This window comes from Aeoliella mucimassa, assembly GCF_007748035.1.
Taxonomy (GTDB): Bacteria; Planctomycetota; Planctomycetia; order Pirellulales; family Lacipirellulaceae; genus Aeoliella; species Aeoliella mucimassa.
In genome coordinates this window covers 755,230-776,984 of sequence record NZ_CP036278.1, presented here as the reverse complement: position 1 = coordinate 776,984, position 21,755 = coordinate 755,230, and the positions used below count along the sequence as shown (strand labels likewise).

Here is a 21,755-nt window from a genome sequence, read left to right as displayed (position 1 = left end):
GCAGTCGAAGCCATCGCTCGTGATAATGGAGGTCGGTACCTACCTACCCACCTTGTCGCTGCCTGCCCAATTTAACCGCCCACCCGGCGGAGCCCACCCCCGATGCATGCCTGGGCTTGCAGTTACGAATGCTAGCAAGTTGTCTGAGACTGTTCGTTCTTTGAGAAAGCAATCGCTGTGATGAGACGCCGCCCTTGGTTTGATCGACGGAGTGCTACGTCGCGCGAGGGTGTGCGCCGAGAGTCTGCTGACCTGGAAGTACGGGCGCTCGAACAACGTCGGGTGCTCGACGCGAGCGGACCCGCGATTCTGGTTACCCCCACCCCCACGGCCGAAGGGGACACGGTCACCGTATCGGTCGACGCCGGCGAGATCGCCAATCCGCAGTTCGACTGGACCGTGACCGTCGACGCGGTAGTGATCGAAACCAGTAACAGCAGCCTGTTCGAGTTCACCCCGGCCGACAATGGCGACTACAGCATCTCTCTGCAGATCACCGACAGCTACGGCGAGCACTTCAGCAGCGCGACGAACCTGAGCGTGGTCAACATCGCCCCCACGGTGACGCCTGCGGGCAACGTCACGGTCGACGAAGGTGGCCTGCTGGTATTTGGCGACATTGGTTCGATCATCGATCCCGGTTTCCGCAGCGTTGCGACTGGCACCAACGAAACATTCACCTACAGCATCGATTGGGGCGACTCAACCACCCCCAACACCGGCCATGCAACGCTCGATCAAATCGGCTCGCCTGGTCACGTGACGGAAGCCTCGTTTAGCGGGGTGCACATCTATGCCGACAACGGCACCTACACGGTTTCACTCACCGTGACCGACGACGATGGCGGCGTCAGCGGCGTCGCTACGCTCGAAGTCACCGTGAACAACGTGAAGCCAACGCTCGGCGTCGTCGGCGATCAAACCGCGTATGAAGGCGTAGAGCTTTCGATCGACAACCTTGGTTCGATCGTCGACCAAGGCTTCCAGAACCTGGCCAACGGAACCGACGAGACCTTTAGCTACAGCATCGACTGGGGCGATGGCACTGCGGCCGACATCGGCACTGCAACCATCGACCAAATCGGCTCGCCCGGCACCCTGACGCTCGCTTCGCTCGATGGCACGCACACCTACGAGGTCGATGGCACCTACACAGTCACGCTGACCGTTACCGACGACGACGGCGGCACCGCTCAAGGCACGTTCGACGTGCAAGTGATCGACGCCGACCCGGTGCTCACGGTCGTCGGCAATCAATCGGTCGACGAAGGGCAAACGTTTACCATCACCAACCTCGGCGAAGTAAGCGACCTGGTTTACTTGCCAGACCGCGGTGATCAGCTCACCTACACTATCGACTGGGGCGATGGCACCTCGATCGACTCCGGCATCGCGACCATCGATCAGCTCGGCCCCCTCGGCACCCCGACGCTCGCTTCGCTCGATGGCACACACACCTACGCCGACAATGGAAACTACACGGTCACGGTAACCGTGAGCGATGGCGATGGCCGCAGCGACACGGGTCACTTCAAAGTTGCGGTCGCAAACGTCGCTCCCACGCTGAGCGTAGTCGACGACCAGGTGATCGACGAAGGCTCGCTGCTGTCGCTCACCAACCTCGGCATCATCACCGACCCCGGTTTCGACAACACCGCGCTCGGCACTCAGGAAACGTTCACCTACTTCATCTCGTGGGGCGATACTCCGAACCTGGAGTTCGGCCCCACGGCCACGATCGACCAGGTCGGCAGCCCCGGCGTCGCCACGCAGGCGTCGTTTGATGGCTCGCACACGTATGCTGACAACGGGGTGTACACAGTCACCGTAGTGGTGGCCGACGACAACCTCGGCTTTGCGACCGCCAGCTTCACGGTCACCGTGAACAACGTCGCCCCGCAGCTCACCGGGGCCGACAGTACCTTGGTAGTCGACGAAGGGCAGGCATTCACGCTCGACGACCTCGGCATCGGCATTACCGATCCTGGCTTCGATCACCAGTACACCACGATCGGCAGCACCGGCGAGGATCCCTTCTTCCCGTTCTCCGAGGAGACGTTCACCGCGTCGCAAATCGACTGGGGCGATGGAACCGTGACCTCGGTGGTCGACATCATCGATCGCGTGAGTGGATCGCCAGGAGTAGCAACCACCGCCAGCTTCGCCCATGCCGCGCATGCGTATGCCGACAATGGCACCTACACGGTCACGGTCGAGTTCGCCGACGACGACGGCGGCACCACCAGCCAGTCGTTTACGATCGAAGTCAACAACGTCGCGCCAACCCTCACGTTGACCGACGAGTCGTTCACCATCAACGAAGGGGACACGCTCAACCTTCCGATGCTCGGCTCGTTCACCGACCCTGGTTACAGCAATCTGCTGAACCCCAATGGTCCGACCAGCGAGTCGTTCAGCTACACCATCGATTGGGGCGACGGCACTGTGGTCGAAACCGGGCAGCTACCCGCGACCGTGGTCGATGGCTCGCAAGGCACGCCGACCTCCGGCACCCTAACCGGTAGCCATCTGTATGCCGACAACGACGTCGACAACACCTATACCATCACGGTGACGCTCAGCGACGACGATGGCGGCAGCCACACCCAGTCGTTCGACATCACGGTGATGAACGTCGCTCCTACGCTCAACCCGATTTTTGCAACCGACATCGACAGCGGCGGCAACACTCAGCTCACCCTGTCGTTCACCGACCCAGGTGCCGACGAGTTCGAAGTGCTCGTCGCCTGGGGCGAAAACCAAGACTTGCCGCTCTCGGATCGCTGGGTGGTCGAAGCAGTGTACGCTGGGCCGACGCCCGGGACGTTCGTCATCTGGTACCACTACACGGGGCCTCCGAACCCGGCGAACATTTCGGCCGACGTGCCGATCAACGTGGTGATTCGCGACGACGACTACGCGACCAGCGCGATTACCGTGAACGTGGGGCAGAGCAATATCGAGACCGTGCTGATCGGCCAGCCCGGCACCGACGATGCGAAGTTCGCCATCGACCTGTCGCCCGATTTCCCGGTGGTGGAGTTCGCCCGCACGAACGAAGTGGTGATTCCTCCGCAAACCACTTCGAACTACGTGCAACAGTCCGAAACCCGCGACGTTGGCTCGCGAGGCGGCGACGTGTCGGCCACCAGCGAGCGGTACTTCCGCTTGCATGTGGTGCTGCCCGACGGCGCGATGCTCGAAGGCATCCGCCTGCCGGACGGGGCGATGGACGACCTGCCCGCGCTGTTTGCCAAGTTGCCCGACAATCACTATCGCATTTATCTGGTTCGCAGCGAGAATCAAACGCCGCGACTGGTGCTCGACGTGGTGGTTCGCGATCATCATCCGATCGATCCCGACGACGCGTCGGACGGAACTCGCGACCGTCCCCCCATCGAGCAACCCGCGGAACAATCGCCAGCGGTGCCGATCGACCAGGCAGCCCCCGCGGACAAACAAGCCGCGCCGGCAGACGCACCTGCTGTGGTGCCAGCGGGGGAAGAAACGCTGCCGACTCCGGGCATCGACGACTCGAGCGCGATTCCCACGAGCAACCACCTCGGCCGCCGAGCAGCTGCGGTTACCGCGGTAGCGGCCGCTGCAGCAGTGCTCGATCCGAAAACCGACTGGGCGGTACGACTTGACCAGGCGTTCGCAAAAGCCGACAAACGTCGTTGGCAGAACCTGCGCCGCCGGCGTCCACGTTAGTTTCCTACTCGTCCCCTACTCCTCCTATGCCCATCTGTCCTCATTGCCGCGCGACGCTTGCCAACGCCCCGATGCCGGGCGACAAGTGCCCCCATTGCGGTGCGCCGTTTTCGACAATGGACGAAGGGCTGGCCGGTCGCCAGACGTACGAGCTGATCCCTAATCGCCCCCTTCCGGCAGACGATAAGGACCACAGCGACTCCGGCGGGCACGTGCTCGACGACCTCGATTTGTCGGACGACGACGATGCGACGCTGCCATTCGATCAGACCGTGGAGATCGATCCCAAGTCGACTCACCCCGATACGAAACCACCGGAAGACGAGAACTCCAGCACCCTCGAGTTCTCGGCCTCGCAACGCACCTACGCAGGCGATCAAACCATCGACGAGATCGTGATCGACGACTCCGAAGAGGTCGAGCTGACCATCGCTGGCGGTGACGACTCGGAGGACTCGGACGAGGATACCGACGAGTTCGACGTACTCGAAGACGAGCCGCACGACGCGCCGGAGCCACCAAAGAAGGACGACCGCGGGACCGTTGCCGATCACGCCCCCGCGGGCAATCGAGCAACCTCCGACGATCATGGAACAGTCGACTTCGACGCCGACTCCACCATCGAGCTACCCTCGAGCGGCGTTGGCAATTCCACCGTGGTCCCCCCCAAGCCCGTTCGCGAAGATCGCGGCACCGTCGATTTCGACTCCGACAAGACCATCGATCTGTCGAGTAGCGATCCGGAGCTGGCCGCGAAAATGAGCAGCCAGTGGATGGGCACGCTCAACCTCAACGCCTCGGCTGGCCAGACCATCCGCCAGGAGGGTGGCACCGCGACCATTGCCAAACAGAAGTCGACACTGCCGGTGAAGCCGCGTCGGTTTGGCACGCCAGCGAACAAAGGGACCGTTACTTATATCAGCCCCAGCGACGCGCCCGACTACGAATTGCTCAAGCAAATCGGCGAAGGCGGTATGGGCGTCGTCTACGCGGCGCGGCAATCGTCGATCGCTCGCAAAGTAGCGGTCAAGATGCTCAAGCCAGGCGCGAAGTCGGGCGCGGAGCAGCGCGACAAGTTCATTAGCGAAGCGGTGGTAACCGGCGAACTCGACCACCCGAACATCGTGCCGATTTACGATCTCGGCTCGAACGACGACGGGGCGCTGTTCTACTCGATGAAGCACGTGCAGGGCACGCCGTGGGAGGACGTGCTCGCCAAGAAGACGCTCGACGAGAATCTGAACATCCTGCTCCGCGTGGCCGACGCGGTGGCGTTTGCCCACGCCCGCGGAGTGGTGCACCGCGACCTGAAGCCCGAAAACGTGATGCTCGGCGAATTCGGCGAAGTGCTGGTGATGGACTGGGGCCTCGCCCGAGTGACCCAGCAGTTCCCCAACGCCAGTTCGATCCATCAATCCGAATCGCTCGGCGGCACCCCCGCTTACATGGCCCCGGAAATGGCTCGCGGGCCGATCGAGGAAGTCGACCACACGAGCGACATCTACCTGCTCGGCGCGATGCTCTACGAACTCATCGGCGACCGCCCTCCCCACTCCGGGCGCGACGTCATGCAGTGCCTGATGGCCGCGGCCGAAAACGTGATCGATCCGATCCACTACCAAGGCGAATTGCTCGACGTCGCACTTCGCTCGATGAAGACCAAGCAAGCGGAGCGATACCAGTCGGTCAAAGACTTCCAGACTGCGGTGCGGCTGTACTTGTCACACTCCGAGAGTCTGGTGCTGGCCGCCAATGCCGAGCGTCATCTCAGCGAAGCCCGCGAAAAGCACGACTACCAGTTGTTCGCCCGCGCGATGTATGGCTTTCAGGAGTCGCTGGCCCTCTGGCAAGAGAATGCCAAGGCGCGGCAACTGCTCACCGAAACCGAACTGGCCTACGCTACTCAGGCGCTCGAAGGGGGCGACCTCGACCTCGCCGAGTCGCTACTCAATGAAAGCGAGCCAGCTCACACCGAACTGCTGGCCCAGATTCGTCAGGCCCAGCGCGACCGCACCGCCCGTCAAGCGATGTTCGCCTGGACCAAGCGAGCGGTAGCGGCCCTGGTGGTAGCAATCGTCGCCCTCGGCACCTACTCGTACATCAAGATCGCCGCCTCGAACGTGGAGATCAGCAACCAACGCGACAAGGCCAAGGAGCAGGAAGGCATTGCGGTGGCCAACGCCGAGTTGGCGGCCAAGAACGAAGCGACCGCTATCAAGAACGCCAAGGAAGCGAAGCGACAGAAAGACATTGCCGAGTCCGAACGCGACGAAGCCGAACGCCTGCAAAAAGAGGCCGATCGCCTGCGAGACATCGCCGAGAAGAATCGCATGAAAGCCGAGGACAACGAACGCGCTGCGGTGGCCGCTAAGATCGAAGCCGTGGAAGCCCGCGACAGCGAGGAATACGAAGCCTACATCGCCAGCATCGGCCTGGCAGCGGCGAAGATCGACGAAAACGCCTACGACTTTGCCCTCGAGCTACTTACCGCCACCCCGCCGGCGCGTCGGCACTGGGAATGGGGACGCCTGCGTTACCTGTGCGAACTCAGCGAAGCGGTCTACTCGAGTCCTGCACAAGTCGACGCAGTGGCCTACTCACCGGATGGCAAGTGGATCGCCAGCGGCGACCGCAGCGGCAACCTTACCGTGCGTCACGCCGACTCCGGCGAGGTGTTGTTCACCGCGCCGCTTGGTCAGTACGTCTACAGCGTGGCCTTCTCGCCCGATGGCGAGACCCTGGCCGCCGGTACCAGCGATGGCATCATTCATCGGCTGAACGCCAGCGACGGCAGCGAGCAAGCCACGCTCACTGGCCACGCCGATGGAGTGCTCGACGTCGCGTTCTCGACCGATGGCAAGCAACTGGTGAGTGCGTCGTACGACAACACCGCCCGCGTGTGGGACCTTGCGACCGGCGAGTCGACCGCGACGCTCGTAGGGCACAACTGGTGGGTGTGGGCCGCGCAGTTCTCGCCCAATGGTCAGCAGATTGTCACCGCCAGTCAGGATAGCAACGTGATCGTCTGGCAACGGCAGAGCGACGGCAGCTACTCGCCGGCCGCCTACTTTACCGATCACGAAGGCCCTGTGTACGCGGCCGCGTTCTCGCCAACTGGCGATCGCATCGCGACCGGTGGCTACGACAAACGCGTGCGAGTCTGGAGCCCCGACCAGGTTGGCGGGCTCGAGTTGGCCACGCGACTATCCGACGGTCGCCAAGTAGCCTCGCCGGCCATCGTACTCGAAGGCCATACCGGCGCGGTCCGCAGCGTGGTGTTCGATCCGGCCGATCCGTCGGTCGTACTCTCGGGCGGGCACGACAACACGCTGCGACTTTGGAGCCTGGCGACCGCGAGCGAAATCAAAACCTTGCGCGGACATGGTAGCCGAGTGGAGTCGGTCGCCATGGCCCCCGATGGCAGCCACGCAGCGTCAGCCAGTCAGGACTCGACGATCCGCGTGTGGAACGTCGCCGGCTACGCCGAGTCGCATGTGCTCGGCAGTCGCACCCTGGCCGGTCATGCCGATGCAGTGCTGGCAGCCCGCTTTACGAGCGACGACCAGGTGCTCACCGCTAGCCGCGATCGTACTGCAAAAGTGTGGAGCCCGAACGGCTCGCCAGTCGCTCGCTTCGCCCAAGGGCACGAGTTCCTCGCCACTAGCGCGGTGTTCATCGACGCGGGGCAGCAACTCATCACCGGCGCCGGCGACAACACCGCTCGCGTGTGGAATGTCGGCACCGGGGCCGAACTACAGGTGATGCGCGGCACCGGGCGCGTGGGGGTGATCGCTGCCGACACTGAAGGCCGCTACCTGGTAACCGGCGGCACCGGCACTACCGCTCGACTCTGGGATCTCGCGACCGGCCAGCTACTGGCCGAACTTACCGGGCACGCGTCGGAAGTCACTTCGGCTGCCTTTGCCGACGATGGCACCACGTTTGCCACCGGCGACGACCGCGGCACCATCCTCGTATGGCAAACCACCGACACAGGGGCCGACACGCTAGCCGAACTCACCGGGCATAGCCGCACGATTACCGCGCTCGCGTTCGCTCCGGCCGATGCCAACTCGCTCTACTCCGCCAGCGGCGACAACACCTGCACCCGCTGGCAAGTTTCCACCGCCAGCGAGGCCACCGAGTCGCTACTCAAGCACCCCAACTGGGTCGCCGCGATGGACCTGTCGGACGACGGCACCCAGCTGGTAACCGCCTGCGAAGATGGCATCGTCCGTTTATGGGATCTGGTGTCGCACCAAGTTGTCGCCCAAGCGACGCTCGGCGCCGGCAAGGCGACCGGAGTCGACTTTGCTCCCGATGGCTCCGCGGTGCTGGTTACCTCGGCTGGCAATAGCAAGGTCTGGCGATGGCAACCTGCCGATGCTCCCCAGGTCGACCTCGACCAACTACCGCCGCTCGTGACCAATCAAACCGCAGGCACCCTGTGGACCGCCATCTACACGCCCGACGGCCAACGCGTGCTCACCATCGGTGGCAACGACGCCCGGCTAATGGATCTCGCGACCGGCACCTGGGGCGTGCGATTCAGCCCTCACGGCGCGGTCGCCGCGGTTGGCATGTCGCCCAATGGCAAGATCGTCGCCACTGGCAGCTGGGATGGCACCGCCAAGCTGTGGGATAGCGAATCGCAACAGATGATCGGCCAACTCGTCGGTGGTCACCAAGGCTACATCAACAGCCTCGACTTCTCGCCGAATGGCGAGCTAATCGCCACGGCCAGCGACGATGGCACCGTGCGACTGTGGGAGGTAAAGACTTGCCAAACGGTCGGCGAACCGCTCGCCGCGCACACCGTCAGCGTGCACTCGGTGCGATTCTCGTCCGACGGCACTCACCTGCTCACCACCAGCAGCGACCACACGGCGAAGCTGTGGGACGTGAAAACCGCCCAGGTGATTCGCACGCTCGAAGGCCATGCGTGGGGCGTGCTGTGCGGGGAGTTCTCGCGCGATGGCTCACAGGTAGTCACCGGCAGCCAGGACAACACCGCCAAGGTCTGGAACACCGCGACCGGCGAGCTGCTGGCCACGATATCGGGCCACACCTCGGCCGTGACCAGCGTCGCCTTCACGCCCGACGCCGCGCGCGTCCTGACCGGCAGCCAAGACACCACGGCCAAACTGTGGGACGCATCCAACGGCAACGAGATCCTCACCCTCACCGGGCACACGCAAGACATCACGTCGGTCGATTTCTCCACCGACGGCCAAACCGCCCTGACCGCCAGCCGCGACGGCACCGCCATCCTATGGCCGGCGGTGGAGTGGAAGGAGTAGTTTTCCACTCGATGTGTTATTGAAAAATGGGAATCTATTAGGTGCGAATCCCCCGTTGTCATGGAGTTTGCGCAAATTCGCATAGTTGATTCACTTGGCGTCCTAAACCATAGTGGGGAGCAGCTCTCATCCGCTCTCTGGTCAACTGCAACTTCAAGGCAACTTCATGAAGAATGTGCGAGTCTTTCTCAGTCAAGTTTCTGCGTCGTTGTCCATCGTACTCGTGATTGCATTGGCGTCCCCAGTGTTGGCAGCAGAGCCGTCTAGCGATGCCTCCGACGCCGAACGAGCAGCTTCGCCGATCGAAACACTGCGAGTGGCAAGTTGCCAGTTTCCCGTTGGTTCCGACATTGCCAGCAATGGAGAGTGGATCCGTAGGTATATGCGGCAAGCCAAAGAGGCCGACGCCCACCTGTTGCACACGTCCGAGGCTTCGTTGTCCGGCTACGCGGGTGTCGATTTTCGCGATTTTCAAGACTTCGATTGGACAACGCTTCGTGAAGAGACTCGGAAGATTCGCAATCTGTCCAAGGAACTCGGTCTCTGGATAGTTCTCGGTTCGGCACACTACCTCGATGCGGAGACCAAGCCCACGAATTGTCTGTACCTGATCAATCCCCAAGGCGAGATTGTTGATCGCTACGACAAGTCAATGTGCACCGGTCGCGATCAGGACTCTTATACTGCCGGCAATCGTCTGGTCACGCGAACAATCAACGGCGTAAAGGTCGGACTGGCCATTTGCTACGACGGCTGCTGGCCGCAGATCTACGCCGCCTACCACCAACAAGGCGTAACCGTAATGCTGCACTCGTTCCATAATGCACGCAGCGGCGGGCCGAATTGCCTCGACGACCTGGTAATTCGCCAGGTTCCGACGCGATGCTCAGACTATCGCATGTGGGCGGTTGCCAATAACTCCTCGGCGCCGTACTCCCATTGGGCGAGCTTCGTTGCCCGCCCCGATTCCACGATTACGGGTCAGCTTGAACAGAATAAACCCGGCATGCTGGTACACGAATTCCCGGACGGGCTGTCTGAAGGCGGCTGGTATCACAACTTCCAACCCATGCTTCCCCGTGACGACGAGCGTTTCACCAACGGCACGCCAAGCTCCCACCCTCGACAGCTTGATCCGACTTGCGAACCGTAGGTAATTCAGAGCGGAGACGACCCAATCGAGTAACTCCCAACCACTTCCGGATTCGTCTTCGAACTCCTCTGCTTTCAACGCCATACACGCCCGGCTATCCAGCCTCCCCCATGAATGACTCCCTCGTGATCCCGCTGGGTGCTCCTCTTCGTTCGCTACGCTCACTCAGTGAAGCAGCTTAAATCCTATTTTCGACTACAGTAACCTCTGAGGGAAGATACAAGGGTAAATTCGAGGGCTAAACGATTTCTTTCGGATACGGCAGTTTTCGCTAGGAATTGGCCACCTTAGGTGTTCTAATGGATAGGTGAAGTGTTGTCCGTTGTTTGTCGTCTGTGGTCCGTTGTTGGAGGATGGAAAGATGTAACCGAGTGAACATGAAAACCAGTAAGGCCATTCACCAGGCAAGCGCGCTGTAGGAGCGGTCTCTGACCGCGATGCCGCTTGTGTGGGTGTTCGCTGCTGCGCGGTTGTCAAAGCTGTAGGCTTTAGGCTGTAAGCGATAGGCTAGATCTTTCAGTCGCTCGAAGCTCCTTCAAGATGACATTTCTCCATCCAACTCCCAACATCCAACTCCCAACCAAGAATAGTTTCCCACCCATGGGAATCTATTCTTGGGCACTTTCCGCGGAGGTGTTGATGCAACTTGTTACCTATCAACGACTTGCGATAAGTGCGCAGCGGGAAAATAGATTCCCACTCGATGCGTTATTGGGAATGGGAATCTATTCCAGTGCGAAAACCACTGGTTTTGTAGAGTGCGTGCAGATTCAATTTTCCCATCGGTGGGTAAATTGGGAATCTATTTGCACAGCAGTGGGAAACTATGGTTTCCCGGCGATTCGGGCGGCGACCGCGCGATCGTTCCGGCGGATGGCTTTAGCCTTCGCTGCCGCGGGCTTCGACCACGTTTTTGGCGAAGCTCTCGTACTCGCTCCACAGCTGCTTGGCCATCGTGTCGGGGAACAAGTGGTAGTCGCCAGCTGCCAGGGCGGCGACGATTCCCTCGGACACCAACGTGGGGGGTTCGGCCATGTCCTGCAGCCCGGCATCGTCGGCCATGTCGGTCGCGATCGGGCCAGGGTGCACGCTCAGCACCTGGGTCCCCTGCTCGGCCAGTTGCACCTGCAGCGCCTGGGTGATGGAGTACGACGCGGCCTTCGACGCACAGTAGGTGGCGAACGGAGGGAACGACCGCAGCGACGCGACCGAGTTCACCTGCACCAAGGCACCGCCGCCATTGGCTTTGAGCACCGGAGCAAACGCATGGGCCATGCGCATCAGACCATAGACATTCACGTTCATTTCGTATTGCAGTTGCTCGACCGCATCGTCGGCCAGGGCGGACGCCTGTCGCAAAACGCCAGCGTTGTTGATCACCAGCTCGACATCGCTAGCAGTTTCGGCCGCGCTGACGATGGTCGCGGGATCGTCGAGATCGATTCGCAATGGGGCGATCTTGCGACCATAAGCGTCGACCAGCGGATCGGCCGCGTCGGGCTTGCGAACTGCCGCGTACACTTTTTTCACACCAGCAGCAATCAGCGTGTCGACAATCGTGCGGCCGATACCACGATTGGCACCAGTGACCAGAGCAACTTTGTCTTTAACAGCGAATGGCATCGTCGAACTCCTACAGCAGGTATGGGGGGCAATCGGCTACTCGATAGGTCCACTATTGTAGCCGGTTCGCCTGGTGTGCGGGCAGGGCCGGCTGCGAAGCGGGGACGTACGATGACTCACAAAACCTTCATAAATCAAGTTCCGGTTAAGAAAGTAGCACCCCATTGCAGCTCGTGTTAGAACAGCAGACATCGGGCACCAATCTACTTAGGAGAAAAGCGATGCTCCCTACCGACCAGGCGATCACTTCGGCAGCGAAACCAGAATCACTCACCCGTCGAGAAGCGTTAAAGCTGGGGACGGCAAGCGTTCCGCTGCTGGCACTGGCCTTGGCTGCCCGATCGCACGCAGCCCTGCAGAAGCTCGACCGCCCGGTGCGCATCGGCATGATTGCCGACCTGCATCAAGACGTCATGCACGACGGAGTGCAGCGGATCAGCGCGTTCGCCAATGCGATGCAAAAGCAAACGCTCGACGCGGTGCTGCAACTCGGCGACTTCGCCTACCCGGCCGAGAAGAACCGCGAGGTGATCGACCGGTTTAACGGCTCGCACAAGAAGCCGCTGCATGTGATTGGCAACCACGACACCGACTCGGGCCATACCAAAGCGGAGTGCCTGGAAGTGTGGGGCATGCCATCGCGGTACTACACGACCGACGTGGCCGGCGTGCAGCTGATCGTGCTCGACGGTAACGACTCCGGCTCGCCGACTTACAAAGGAGGATACCCCTCGTACATCGGCGAGGAGCAACTCGCCTGGCTCGAAAAACAGCTGGAGGAACTCGCGGGGCCAATCGTGGTGGTATCGCACCAACCGCTCGCGGGACCAGCCGCAGTGGACAACGCCGAGCAGGTGCAGCAACTGCTGAGCAAAGCGGCCGATAAGGTACTGCTGGCGATCAACGGGCACACGCACATCGACGCGATTCGCGAAGTCGAGCATGTTCGCTACCTGCACGTGAACTCGGCTTCGTACTACTGGATGGGGGGCGACTACAAGCACACCAGCTACCCGGCCGAGGTGCACGAGTCGCACCCGTACATCGAGTACACCTGCCCTTACCGCGAGGCGCTCTTTAGCACACTGGTGATCGATCCCGAGAGCCTGACGATCACGCTCGAAGGCAGCAAGAGCGAATGGGTCGGCAAGTCGCCGAACGAGATGGGTTTAAAGGAACAGAACGACCTTGATCTGACGAAGGAGGTTTCGCCAACCATCAGCCCGCGAAAGATCGAACGAAGTTAGCCCTCGCATAGATGCAGCTGCGCGAGCGCGACTACGCCAACTCGGCTTTCGCCTGCATCGCAGTGCGGCCATCGGGGCCTTGGGCGATTAGTTCAACCTCGTTGTCGTTCACGGTTCCGACCAGTCGCACGGGGGCTCCGTCGAACAGTGGGGCTTTGCCACGGAACGAGAACGCGGTGACAGGTCGCTCGGCGTGCTGCAGCACCAGCTCAAGCAGCATGGTTGCGGTGAGCTGCCCATGCACGACCAGCGCGGGATAGCCCTCTTCGCTGGTCACGTAATTGCGATCGTAATGGATGCGATGGGCGTTGAACGTCAGCGACGAGTAACGGAACAACAACCGAGTATCGGGCACGATGGTTTGCGACCAGGCAGCCGAGTCGAGCGGAGGCAACTCTGCAGGCTCCGGCAGCGAGATCGGAGCCCCCTGCTCGCGATAGACGATGTCTTGTTGTTCTTCGAGGCACAGCTCGCCGGCTTGGGTCAAGCGATGGTCGAGGGTGATGAACGCCAGCTGACCGCTGCTGCCCGACTTGTTGGTAATGTTGCTGATGGTGGTTTCGCGCTCGGCTGGCTGCCCCACGCACAGCGGGCGATGGAACTTGAGTCGCGCGCCAGCGAACATGCGCCTCGGAAGCGGAATCGGCGGCATGAAGCTCGCCTCGGTGCGGCGCGGATGACCATCGTCGCCAAGCTGGTTCTGCGGAGCAGTCGCCAGAAAGTAGAACCAATGCCAGAGCCGAGGCAACGCGTCGCCGGCGGCGAACGGTTGGTCGCGGTTCAGCAAGGTAGCCGACGCGGCGCGAGCCACGTTCGGACACAAGGAGTCTTCAACAGTTTGCGTACGGCCAATCCAATCGGCGTAGTCACTCATGGGTGCAAATCGGTTTCGCTAATCCTGGCGACCTTTGAATTCCTTGGTGCGTTTGACCGGTTGCAAGGTAACTAGCATGCCTAGCACAATCGCCAGAATCACCAGCCCCCAGGCAAGGCTGTTCTTGAGATCGGCGAGCAGCGGGTACACAAAGGTGGCCGAGGAGGTCGTCGCCAGGAACAGAGAATTAAGCATGGTCGGAAGGTCGCGTCATACAGAAAAAAGGAGCGTGAAACTCGACGTGAGTTCCACGCTCCCTATTGTACTTAACCGGAGGGCCGATTCCAATCGCTCGGCCAACCCGCTGGAATTAACCCGCTTTCGAGCTCGGCAGGTCGACATTCGCCCCGGCGTTGGGAGCGGTCATCGGCACCGAAACCTGCGTGTTTTGCGTACCACCCAAGGTGCAGTAGTTCGTGATCGACTCGACCACGCGGTCCTGCTCGGCGGTGGTCATTTCGGGGAACATCGGCAGCGACAGCACTTCCAGAGCGGCCAGCTCGGTGTGCGGCAGATCGCCGTTGGTATAGCCCAACGAGGCGAAGCACGGTTGCAGGTGCAGCGGAATCGGGTAGTAGATCGCCGATCCGACATTGTCGGCAGCGAGCGACTGTTGCAGTTCGTCCCGCTTGCCACCGGTGACCCGCACGGTGAACTGGTTCCACACGGTCGCGACCCCTTCGGCTACGGTCGGCAGCAGCAGCGAGTCGCTCAGGTGGCGATCGGTCAGCTCGCTCAGGTAACGCTCCGCATGCGCCCGGCGGGCAGCACACCAGTCGTCGAGGTGGCGAAGCTTCACGTTGAGCACGGCCGCCTGCATGGCGTCGAGCCGGCTGTTCGCACCGATCAGGTGGTGGTAGTAGCGTGGGTGCTGGCCATGGTTCCGCAACCGGCGAAGCACCTCGGCTTTTTCGTCGTCGTTGATGGTGATGATGCCACCGTCGCCGAACCCACCCAGGTTCTTGGTGGGATAGAAGCTAAAGGCACCGTAGTGACCAATCGCACCGACTTGGGTATCGCCGACCGACGAGCCGATCGCCTGGCATGCGTCTTCTATGACCACCAGATTGTGGTCGTCGGCAAGCTGCATCAGCGCAGCCATGTCGGCAGCCTGGCCAAACAGGTGGACTGGAATAATCGCCTTGGTGGCCGGCGTGATCTTCCGGGCGGCGTCCTCGGGATCGATATTGAACGAGTCGGGCAGGATGTCGACAAACACTGGAGTCGCACCGACTCGCGACACCGCACCGGCGGTCGCAAAGAAGGTAAAGCTCGGCAGCAGCACTTCGTCGCCAGGGCCGATGCCTTCGGCCATGAGCGGCAGCAACAACGCGTCGCTGCCCGAAGCACAGCCAATCGCGTGGTTGGTACCCACGTATTCGGCCAGGGCTTGCTCGAAATCGCGGCAAGCAGGGCCATTAATAAACGTGCCATTGCGAGTGACCTCGGCCAACGCGGCGTCGATCTCCTCCAGCAGCGGGGCATTCTGACGGTTCACATCCAACATGGGGACGGGCGTGCTAGCAGCGGCAGGCATCGGAATCTTCCTAAGGCGGAAAGAGTTGAAGTAATCTACGACCCACTTGATCGTGGGCGCGAAGATTAGGAGTTCCGCCGGGGAGGGTCAACGCCACTCAGTCGCAAACTAGGAAATGATGCTAGCACTCATTGAGCTGCCATGAACGTATCGCGGAGAAACGCAGCTGCCGACTCGTCCCATTTGTCGGCCGCGGCTTCGAAATCGACCTCCATCGCTCGAACGGTCGCGGGGGTTTCGACTCGGGCTTCGGCCTTCGAACCGCTGTGCAGCGGAATCTGGGCACTGGGTCCTTCGACCAGTTTGGCCTCGACATCGGTTTGTAACAGGTAATTCATCAACTCGGTCGCCTGCTCGGGGTGAGCCGAACCTTTAATCACAGCGAGGGTATTAGGAATGAACAAAGTGCCAACTTCCCCATCGCGTTGGTCGGGGTACACGATGGCGACCGGCGACCCGGCTTCGATCTCTACCATGGCGTCGTCGGTGTCGGTGAGCCCAAACGCTAGCTGGCCGGCCGCTACGCGGTGGGCGACATCGCGATTGCCCGAGAGGATCTGCGCGTTGGCTTTCACCTGGGTGAAGAACCGCTTGGCTTCTTCGTCGCCCCAGGCGTCGAACAGGCAAGCCGCGTGCGTGGCCGTCGATCCGGCTAATGGTTTGGCGATACCGCAGCGATCGCGCCAGAGCGGATCGATGATGGCCTTAATCGACTTGGGGTACCGGGCTTCGGCCAGCACGTTGGTGTTGACGATCAGCACCCGCGCCCGAGCGGCAAACCCTACCCACAACCCTTGCTTGCTGCGATAGACCGCGGGATAGAACTGAGCCTGATCGACCTCGACCGGCTCGAGGATGCCGAGCTTCGCCAGGCGCATGGTGTGCATGACTTCGTTATTCCAGAACAAATCGCAACGGGGCCGCTCGCGTTCGGCAATGATCGCCTCGGTGAGCCCGATGGTCTTGGTCGACTCGGTATCGGTCTTCGTAAGCACCTCGATTCCAGTCGTGGCCTGGTACTCGTCGAGAATCGGGTGCGAGAAAATGTCGTCGAGTGCGGTGTAGACCACCACCTGCTGGCCGGTGTCCGCAACCGGCGCCGGCTCGCTTTTAAAGCAGCCCGCTACGGCGGTGAGCATCGCACCTGCGAGTAGCGTATAACTGGCACCCTTTGCTAATCGTGCAACCGCCATGGTAGATTCTCCTGCATGCAATTGGTATGTCTTGGCACCACCGGCTTTCATCCTAACGCGCGACGTCAAACCGCGTCGTTCGTTATTCCTGAAGTCGGCGTGGTGCTCGACGCTGGTACGGGATTATTCCGCCTGGCCGACTATCTGGCGACCGACGGAGTGGATATTTTTTTGAGCCATGCCCATCTCGACCATGTCAGCGGGCTGACTTATTTGGTGGAGACTTTCGGCGTGGAAGCTCACGATCGGGTGACGATCCACGCCCGCAGCGAGGTACTCGACGCGGTGCGGAACCATCTGTTTGCACCGGCCATCTTCCCGGTGCCTCCAGGGTATCAGTTTGCGGAACTCGGCAAAAGCTGCGTGCTGCCTGCCAACAACGAAGGTAAAACCGGCACGCTCACCACGTTCCCACTAACGCACCCAGGCGGTTCCACCGGTATGCGGCTCGACTGGCCAGGGCACTCTTTAGCCTACGTCACAGATACGACTGCCAGCGACGAAGCCGACTACATCGATACCATCCGCGGGGCCGACTTGCTGGTACACGAGGCGAACTTCCCCGCTAGCTACGACCAAATGGCCGAACTCACCGGGCATAGCTGCCTAGACAAAGTTGTCGCAGTGGCTCAGGCCGCCGAAGTCGGCCGGCTCGTAATCACCCACGTCGACCCGCTGCTGACCAAAGAGGAAGACTTTGACCTCACCGCGTTCCGCAAGCAGCTAGCAAGCATCACGATCGCGGAAGATTTGGACGTGCAGGAGTTTTGAGGAAGCCTACACCACCAGACGGTAGGCCTCGACTGCTTTCTTGATCATCTCGGGCTCGGGCTTGGTGCGGATCGAGATATAGCCGACGATATTATTGCCTTCGAAGCAGGGGAACACGTTGGCTTTCACCCAATACAGCCGGCCGAGTCGCGAGCGGTTGGCCACGTAGCCTTGCCATAGGTTACCCGCTTCGATCACCGCCCATAGGTCGGCAAACGCGGCCTTCGGCATGTCGGGATGGCGGATCACGTTGTGAGGCTCGCCGACCAAGGTACCGGGTTCGTACTCGGCAACTTCGTAGAACGTGTTGTTCGCAAACGTGATACGGCCCTTCGTGTCGGTGGCCGAAATCAGGATGTCGTCCGACTTGAGCACGTACTCCGGCTCGACGCGAGAGAACCGCTCGGGAGCGCGGAATTCGCTCTTCTCTACCAACGGCAGCAAGCGTTCGAGCGGATTGACCAGGTTCTTGAACACGGTCTTGTCCATCAACTCGATCAAGTAGAAGAACGTGCGACCGATGGTGTCGATTTCTTTGACTTCGTTCTCCACCACACTGCTGGTGCAGTCGAGTTCGCGGAACAGCTCCAACGAAGACGATAAGCGGTGGCCAAACTGAGAGGTTTCGATACCAATGGTCGATGCACTTTGCCGGGCGACTTCCACCGCGGCGATGGAGTGCTCCATCTTTTTGACCGACTGCTCGACGCTTTCGGAGAGCGTGGTCACCGCTTCGGCGATGCGATCGAGGGTTTCTTGCACTTCCTGGTTGGTTTCTTTGGTGGTGTTCGCGAGCTCTTTCACTTCGCTGGCTACCACGGCAAAGCCGCGCCCCGCCTCGCCCGCTCGCGCGGCTTCGATGGTCGCGTTGAGCGACAGCAAGTGCGTTTGATCGGCAATTTCGTTCACCGACCGCACAAGACCGTCGATTTCCTGGAAGTGCTCTTCCAGCACCTTCATTCGTTCGCTGACCAGTTCCAGCTCGTCGGAGCTGCCTTTCGCTTCGCGAACCACGGTACCGATGCTGTTGTCGATATCTTTCACGCTCTGATCGACCACCTGCATCCGCTCGATGATCGAATCGAAGTCTGCAACGCTCTTGCGAATAGTCGCGATTTGCTGCCCAATGGTCCTGGCAGACGATTCGGCAACGCTCGAGAGCTTTTCGCCGGCCGCATGAACCAGCGTATTGCGGAGCCCTTCTTCGTCGAAGCCTTCCAACAGGCCCGGATACTGCGCTTTTATCTTCTTGAGTTCGGTTGCCAATTGAGGAGTGTCGAGTACCGTCATATTGGACTTCCATTCAGTTAAGAGTGCCTACCCCAGTGCGCGTCGCATAAGAGATTGCAACCGTCGCACTCGCAGCAACCATAGGACAGGGAATGCCTAAGTGACGAGAAAAACGTTTGAAATCGCGTAGGTGTGCGAAAACGGCACGCAACCTACCTGGAGTAACCCTGAGTAAACACTTCGGTGCGACCCGCAAAAACCACCTCCAGCATTTAGCACCAAAGACATAGGGGAACTTTGCCGATTGCGTAATCTATCGGCATCGCCGTTGGGATGCGCGGGGTTGCCGGTTACACGGGTAGTCGCTGTTACAAACGTTGTACGAATCGTACCACCATCAGTAGCCTTGATTGCCGGTATTCGGTAGTATCACCGTTGTCCAGGCGGTGACGAGCATCCGCGAAACGCCCCCTTTCTCCGCCACGATCCACCATCTGCCCCGAATCGCCATGAGTTCTCCCATCCGACTCGTCCTCGTTTTGCACAATCATCAACCCATCGGAAACTTCGATGGGGTTATGGAACAAGCCTACCAGGACAGCTATCTGCCGTTCCTGGAAGTGTTCGAGCCGTACGAATCCCTCCGTCTGGCGATCCACACCAGTGGCTCGCTGATCGAGTGGCTCGAGAAGGCCCACCCTGAGTATCTCGACCGCCTGGCCGCCTTGGTAGCCGCAGACCGGTTGGAGATCGTCGGCGGTGCATTCTTCGAGCCGATCCTCACGATGATTCCCCCCCGCGACCGCGTGGGACAGATCTCCAGCTACACCGAATGGCTCAACAACCGCCTGGGTGCCGACGTGCAAGGCATGTGGATGCCCGAGCGGGTGTGGGAGCAGTCGCTCACCAGCGATGTTGCGACCGCTGGCATTCGCTATACCATACTCGACGACTTCCATTTCAAGTGCGCCGGTTGGACCGAAGACCAACTGCACGGCTACTATCTGACCGAAAACAACGGTCAGCTGCTGTGCGTGTTCCCCGGTAGCGAGAAGATGCGTTACACGCTTCCGTTCGCGGAGCCTCAGGAAACGATCGACTACCTGCGTCATGTCGCTTCGATCCAGCCGAACGCGATCGTCACCTTCGGCGACGACGGCGAGAAGTTCGGCACCTGGCCCGACACCAAGGCTCACGTGTACGAGCATGGTTGGCTGCGTCGCTTCTTCGACACCTTGGTAGCCAACCAAGATTGGATTCACGTGACCACTCCGAGCGAAGCGATCAGCTCGGTTGCTCCGCTCGGCAAGATCTACATCCCCGAGTCGAGTTATCGCGAGATGACCGAGTGGGCGTTGCCGGCCGAGCAGCAGAACAACTACGAAGACACCCATCATCACCTCGAAGAGGTTGGCGAATGGGAAGGCATCAAGCCATTCGTGCGTGGTGGTTTCTGGCGCAACTTCAAAGCTCGCTATCCCGAAACCGATGAGATGTACAGCCGAATGCTCGAAATCAGCAATCGGCTCGAGTCGCTCATTCGCCAAGGACAACAAGGCAGCGACCTCGATCAAGCTCGCATCGAACTCTATCGCGGGCAGTGCAACTGCAGCTACTGGCACGGAGCCTTTGGCGGCGTCTACCTGCCACACCTGCGAAACGCGGTGTACAACCACCTGATCGCCGCTGAGAACCTGCTGGATCGCCACGAAGGCAACCTGCGCAGCGACCAGGAGTGGGGCAGCATCGACGCGGCCGACTACAACAGCGACGGTCGTCAGGAAGTTCGCCTGGCGAGCGATTCGCTCATCGCCTACGCAGCCCCGGCCGCTGGTGGGTCGTTGTACGAGCTCGATGTTCGCAACATTTGCCACAACCTGCTGGCCACCCTGGCCCGCCGCCCGGAAGCCTACCACCGCAAGGTGCTCGCAGGTCCCTCGGCCGCTGGTGGCGAAGTCGCCAGCATCCACGATCGCGTGGTGTTCAAGCAAGAAGGACTCGACAAAGAAGTTAGCGTGTACGACGACTACCTTCGCAAGAGCCTGATCGATCACTTCTACGATCTCGACGTCACGCTCGACGCGGTAGCCACCAACGAGTATCGCGAGCAAGGCGATTTCGTCGGCGGTGCCTACGAGGCGAAGCTTCGCCGTTCGGCGGAGAAGAACCAGGTGCTGCTCACCCGCGATGGTCATGTGGATGGCACGCCGATTCGCATCACCAAGGGCATTACCCTGGCCACCGGCGGTAGCGAACTCGAAATCGCCTACCTGCTCGAAGGATTGCCTAACGATCAGCCGCTGCACTTCGGCATCGAGCTGAACTTCGCTGGCTTGCCGGCCGGTGCCGACGATCGGTTCTTCCACACCGGCGATGGCAACTCGATGGGCGACCTCGGCCAGCGTCTCGACCTGATCGACGTGCAATCGTTGAACCTGACCGACAGCTGGCTGGGCATCGATTGCGGCCTGACCCTCGACCGCCCGACCTCGATCTGGACTCACCCGATTGCAACGGTCAGCCAGAGCGAAGGGGGTTTCGAATTGGTTCACCAGTCGGTCATGGTGCTGCCGCACTGGATGGTGCAAGCCGACGAGCAAGGCCGCTGGAGCGTGAAGCTCCGCCTGGCGATCGACACGTCGCTGGCCGAATCACGGATGAACGAAACCGCGTGTGCTGTTGCGGAGTAGCTGTAAGCGATCAGCAAGACAGCAGCCGACGAGCGACGCCTCGTTGGATCAAGCAGTAATAAAGACAAAAAGGGAGCCTCGCACACGCGGAGCTCCCTTTTTTGATTGTTGACGCTGGTTCCCGTTGGCGGCTATGATTGGAGTAGGAGAACCTTCGATGCAGATTCAACTTTCCGAACAAACCGCTGCCCTTGCCGCTCAGCAGGCCGAGCAATTTGGCTATGGGCAGGATGTATCTGCTTATATCGCTCACATCATTGCGACCAGCCAGACACCTCCTCCAGGTGTCCCCTCTCCTCGCTCAAAGGAAGAACTCGACGCACTCCTCGAAGCAGGAATCGCAAGCGGCGTGGCCGATGGCGACTGGAAAGATTTCATGGACGGACTTCGATCGCAAGTTGAAGCGAAGACCCGTTGAGTAGTCCG

General features: G+C 60.7%; 13 protein-coding genes. 7 read left to right on the top strand and 6 right to left on the bottom strand.

From position 1 onward, the window contains the following. Positions 1-180: 180 nt before the first annotated feature. From Pan181_RS03170 to Pan181_RS03160, 3 genes are all read left to right on the top strand, one after another. Positions 181-3,711, top strand: coding sequence for a PKD domain-containing protein (locus Pan181_RS03170; RefSeq protein WP_145245450.1), 3,531 nt, complete (start codon positions 181-183; stop codon positions 3,709-3,711). Between the two features lie 26 nt (positions 3,712-3,737). After that, on the top strand, positions 3,738-9,011 hold the full coding sequence (locus tag Pan181_RS03165; protein WP_145245449.1) for a protein kinase domain-containing protein: 5,274 nt from the start codon (positions 3,738-3,740) through the stop codon (positions 9,009-9,011). A 208-nt stretch (positions 9,012-9,219) separates the two neighbouring features. After that, entirely contained in the window at positions 9,220-10,164 is a 945-nt protein-coding gene (locus Pan181_RS03160) for a carbon-nitrogen hydrolase family protein (RefSeq protein ID WP_231943740.1), read from the top strand. A gap of 879 nt (positions 10,165-11,043) precedes the next feature. Here the strand turns inward: Pan181_RS03160 and Pan181_RS03155 are convergent. Continuing rightward, complete coding sequence (locus Pan181_RS03155) at positions 11,044-11,787, bottom strand: SDR family oxidoreductase (protein WP_145245447.1); 744 nt, start codon at positions 11,785-11,787, stop codon at positions 11,044-11,046. Between the two features lie 221 nt (positions 11,788-12,008). Between Pan181_RS03155 and Pan181_RS03150 the strand changes: the two genes are divergently transcribed. Then, positions 12,009-13,034 (top strand): metallophosphoesterase family protein, encoded by a 1,026-nt coding sequence (locus tag Pan181_RS03150; RefSeq protein ID WP_145245446.1) that lies wholly within the window; start codon positions 12,009-12,011, stop codon positions 13,032-13,034. Positions 13,035-13,065: 31 nt separating this feature from the next. Here the strand turns inward: Pan181_RS03150 and Pan181_RS03145 are convergent, their stop codons facing one another. The 4 genes from Pan181_RS03145 to Pan181_RS03135 all read right to left on the bottom strand — a co-directional run bounded on the left by Pan181_RS03145 (position 13,066) and on the right by Pan181_RS03135 (position 16,638). Further along, complete coding sequence (locus Pan181_RS03145) at positions 13,066-13,908, bottom strand: FAS1-like dehydratase domain-containing protein (RefSeq protein WP_145245445.1); 843 nt, start codon at positions 13,906-13,908, stop codon at positions 13,066-13,068. An 18-nt stretch (positions 13,909-13,926) separates the two neighbouring features. Further along, on the bottom strand, positions 13,927-14,103 hold the full coding sequence (locus Pan181_RS25875) for a hypothetical protein (RefSeq protein ID WP_197528866.1): 177 nt from the start codon (positions 14,101-14,103) through the stop codon (positions 13,927-13,929). Positions 14,104-14,218: 115 nt separating this feature from the next. Then, entirely contained in the window at positions 14,219-15,445 is a 1,227-nt protein-coding gene (locus tag Pan181_RS03140) for a DegT/DnrJ/EryC1/StrS family aminotransferase (protein ID WP_145245444.1), read from the bottom strand. A 128-nt stretch (positions 15,446-15,573) separates the two neighbouring features. Beyond that, on the bottom strand, positions 15,574-16,638 hold the full coding sequence (locus Pan181_RS03135) for an extracellular solute-binding protein (protein WP_197528865.1): 1,065 nt from the start codon (positions 16,636-16,638) through the stop codon (positions 15,574-15,576). Positions 16,639-16,653: 15 nt separating this feature from the next. Between Pan181_RS03135 and Pan181_RS03130 the strand changes: the two genes are divergently transcribed. Next, on the top strand, positions 16,654-17,409 hold the full coding sequence (locus tag Pan181_RS03130; RefSeq protein WP_145245442.1) for an MBL fold metallo-hydrolase: 756 nt from the start codon (positions 16,654-16,656) through the stop codon (positions 17,407-17,409). 6 nt (positions 17,410-17,415) lie between these two features. Here the strand turns inward: Pan181_RS03130 and Pan181_RS03125 are convergent, their stop codons facing one another. Further along, positions 17,416-18,699: a methyl-accepting chemotaxis protein gene (locus Pan181_RS03125; protein ID WP_145245441.1), complete on the bottom strand. Its 1,284-nt coding sequence runs from the start codon at positions 18,697-18,699 to the stop codon at positions 17,416-17,418. 449 nt (positions 18,700-19,148) lie between these two features. On the opposite strand from Pan181_RS03125, the gene Pan181_RS03120 reads away from it, so the two are divergent. Then, on the top strand, positions 19,149-21,329 hold the full coding sequence (locus tag Pan181_RS03120) for an alpha-amylase/4-alpha-glucanotransferase domain-containing protein (protein ID WP_145245440.1): 2,181 nt from the start codon (positions 19,149-19,151) through the stop codon (positions 21,327-21,329). Positions 21,330-21,486: 157 nt separating this feature from the next. Then, positions 21,487-21,747: a hypothetical protein gene (locus Pan181_RS03115; protein WP_145245439.1), complete on the top strand. Its 261-nt coding sequence runs from the start codon at positions 21,487-21,489 to the stop codon at positions 21,745-21,747. Positions 21,748-21,755: the final 8 nt, after the last annotated feature.

Excerpts from the sequence above, each read along its gene's own strand:
- Pan181_RS03120 (WP_145245440.1), top strand. The coding sequence starts at position 19,149 with ATGAGTTCTCCCATCCGACTCGTCCTCGTTTTGCACAATCATCAACCC.
- Pan181_RS03145 (WP_145245445.1), bottom strand. The coding sequence starts at position 13,908 with ATGAGTGACTACGCCGATTGGATTGGCCGTACGCAAACTGTTGAAGAC.
- Pan181_RS03165 (WP_145245449.1), top strand. The coding sequence starts at position 3,738 with ATGCCCATCTGTCCTCATTGCCGCGCGACGCTTGCCAACGCCCCGATG.
- Pan181_RS03170 (WP_145245450.1), top strand. The coding sequence starts at position 181 with ATGAGACGCCGCCCTTGGTTTGATCGACGGAGTGCTACGTCGCGCGAG.
- Pan181_RS03130 (WP_145245442.1), top strand. The coding sequence starts at position 16,654 with ATGCAATTGGTATGTCTTGGCACCACCGGCTTTCATCCTAACGCGCGA.
- Pan181_RS03155 (WP_145245447.1), bottom strand. The coding sequence starts at position 11,787 with ATGCCATTCGCTGTTAAAGACAAAGTTGCTCTGGTCACTGGTGCCAAT.
- Pan181_RS25875 (WP_197528866.1), bottom strand. The coding sequence starts at position 14,103 with ATGCTTAATTCTCTGTTCCTGGCGACGACCTCCTCGGCCACCTTTGTG.
- Pan181_RS03150 (WP_145245446.1), top strand. The coding sequence starts at position 12,009 with ATGCTCCCTACCGACCAGGCGATCACTTCGGCAGCGAAACCAGAATCA.
- Pan181_RS03115 (WP_145245439.1), top strand. The coding sequence starts at position 21,487 with ATGCAGATTCAACTTTCCGAACAAACCGCTGCCCTTGCCGCTCAGCAG.
- Pan181_RS03135 (WP_197528865.1), bottom strand. The coding sequence starts at position 16,638 with ATGGCGGTTGCACGATTAGCAAAGGGTGCCAGTTATACGCTACTCGCA.
- Pan181_RS03140 (WP_145245444.1), bottom strand. The coding sequence starts at position 15,445 with ATGCCTGCCGCTGCTAGCACGCCCGTCCCCATGTTGGATGTGAACCGT.
- Pan181_RS03125 (WP_145245441.1), bottom strand. The coding sequence starts at position 18,699 with ATGACGGTACTCGACACTCCTCAATTGGCAACCGAACTCAAGAAGATA.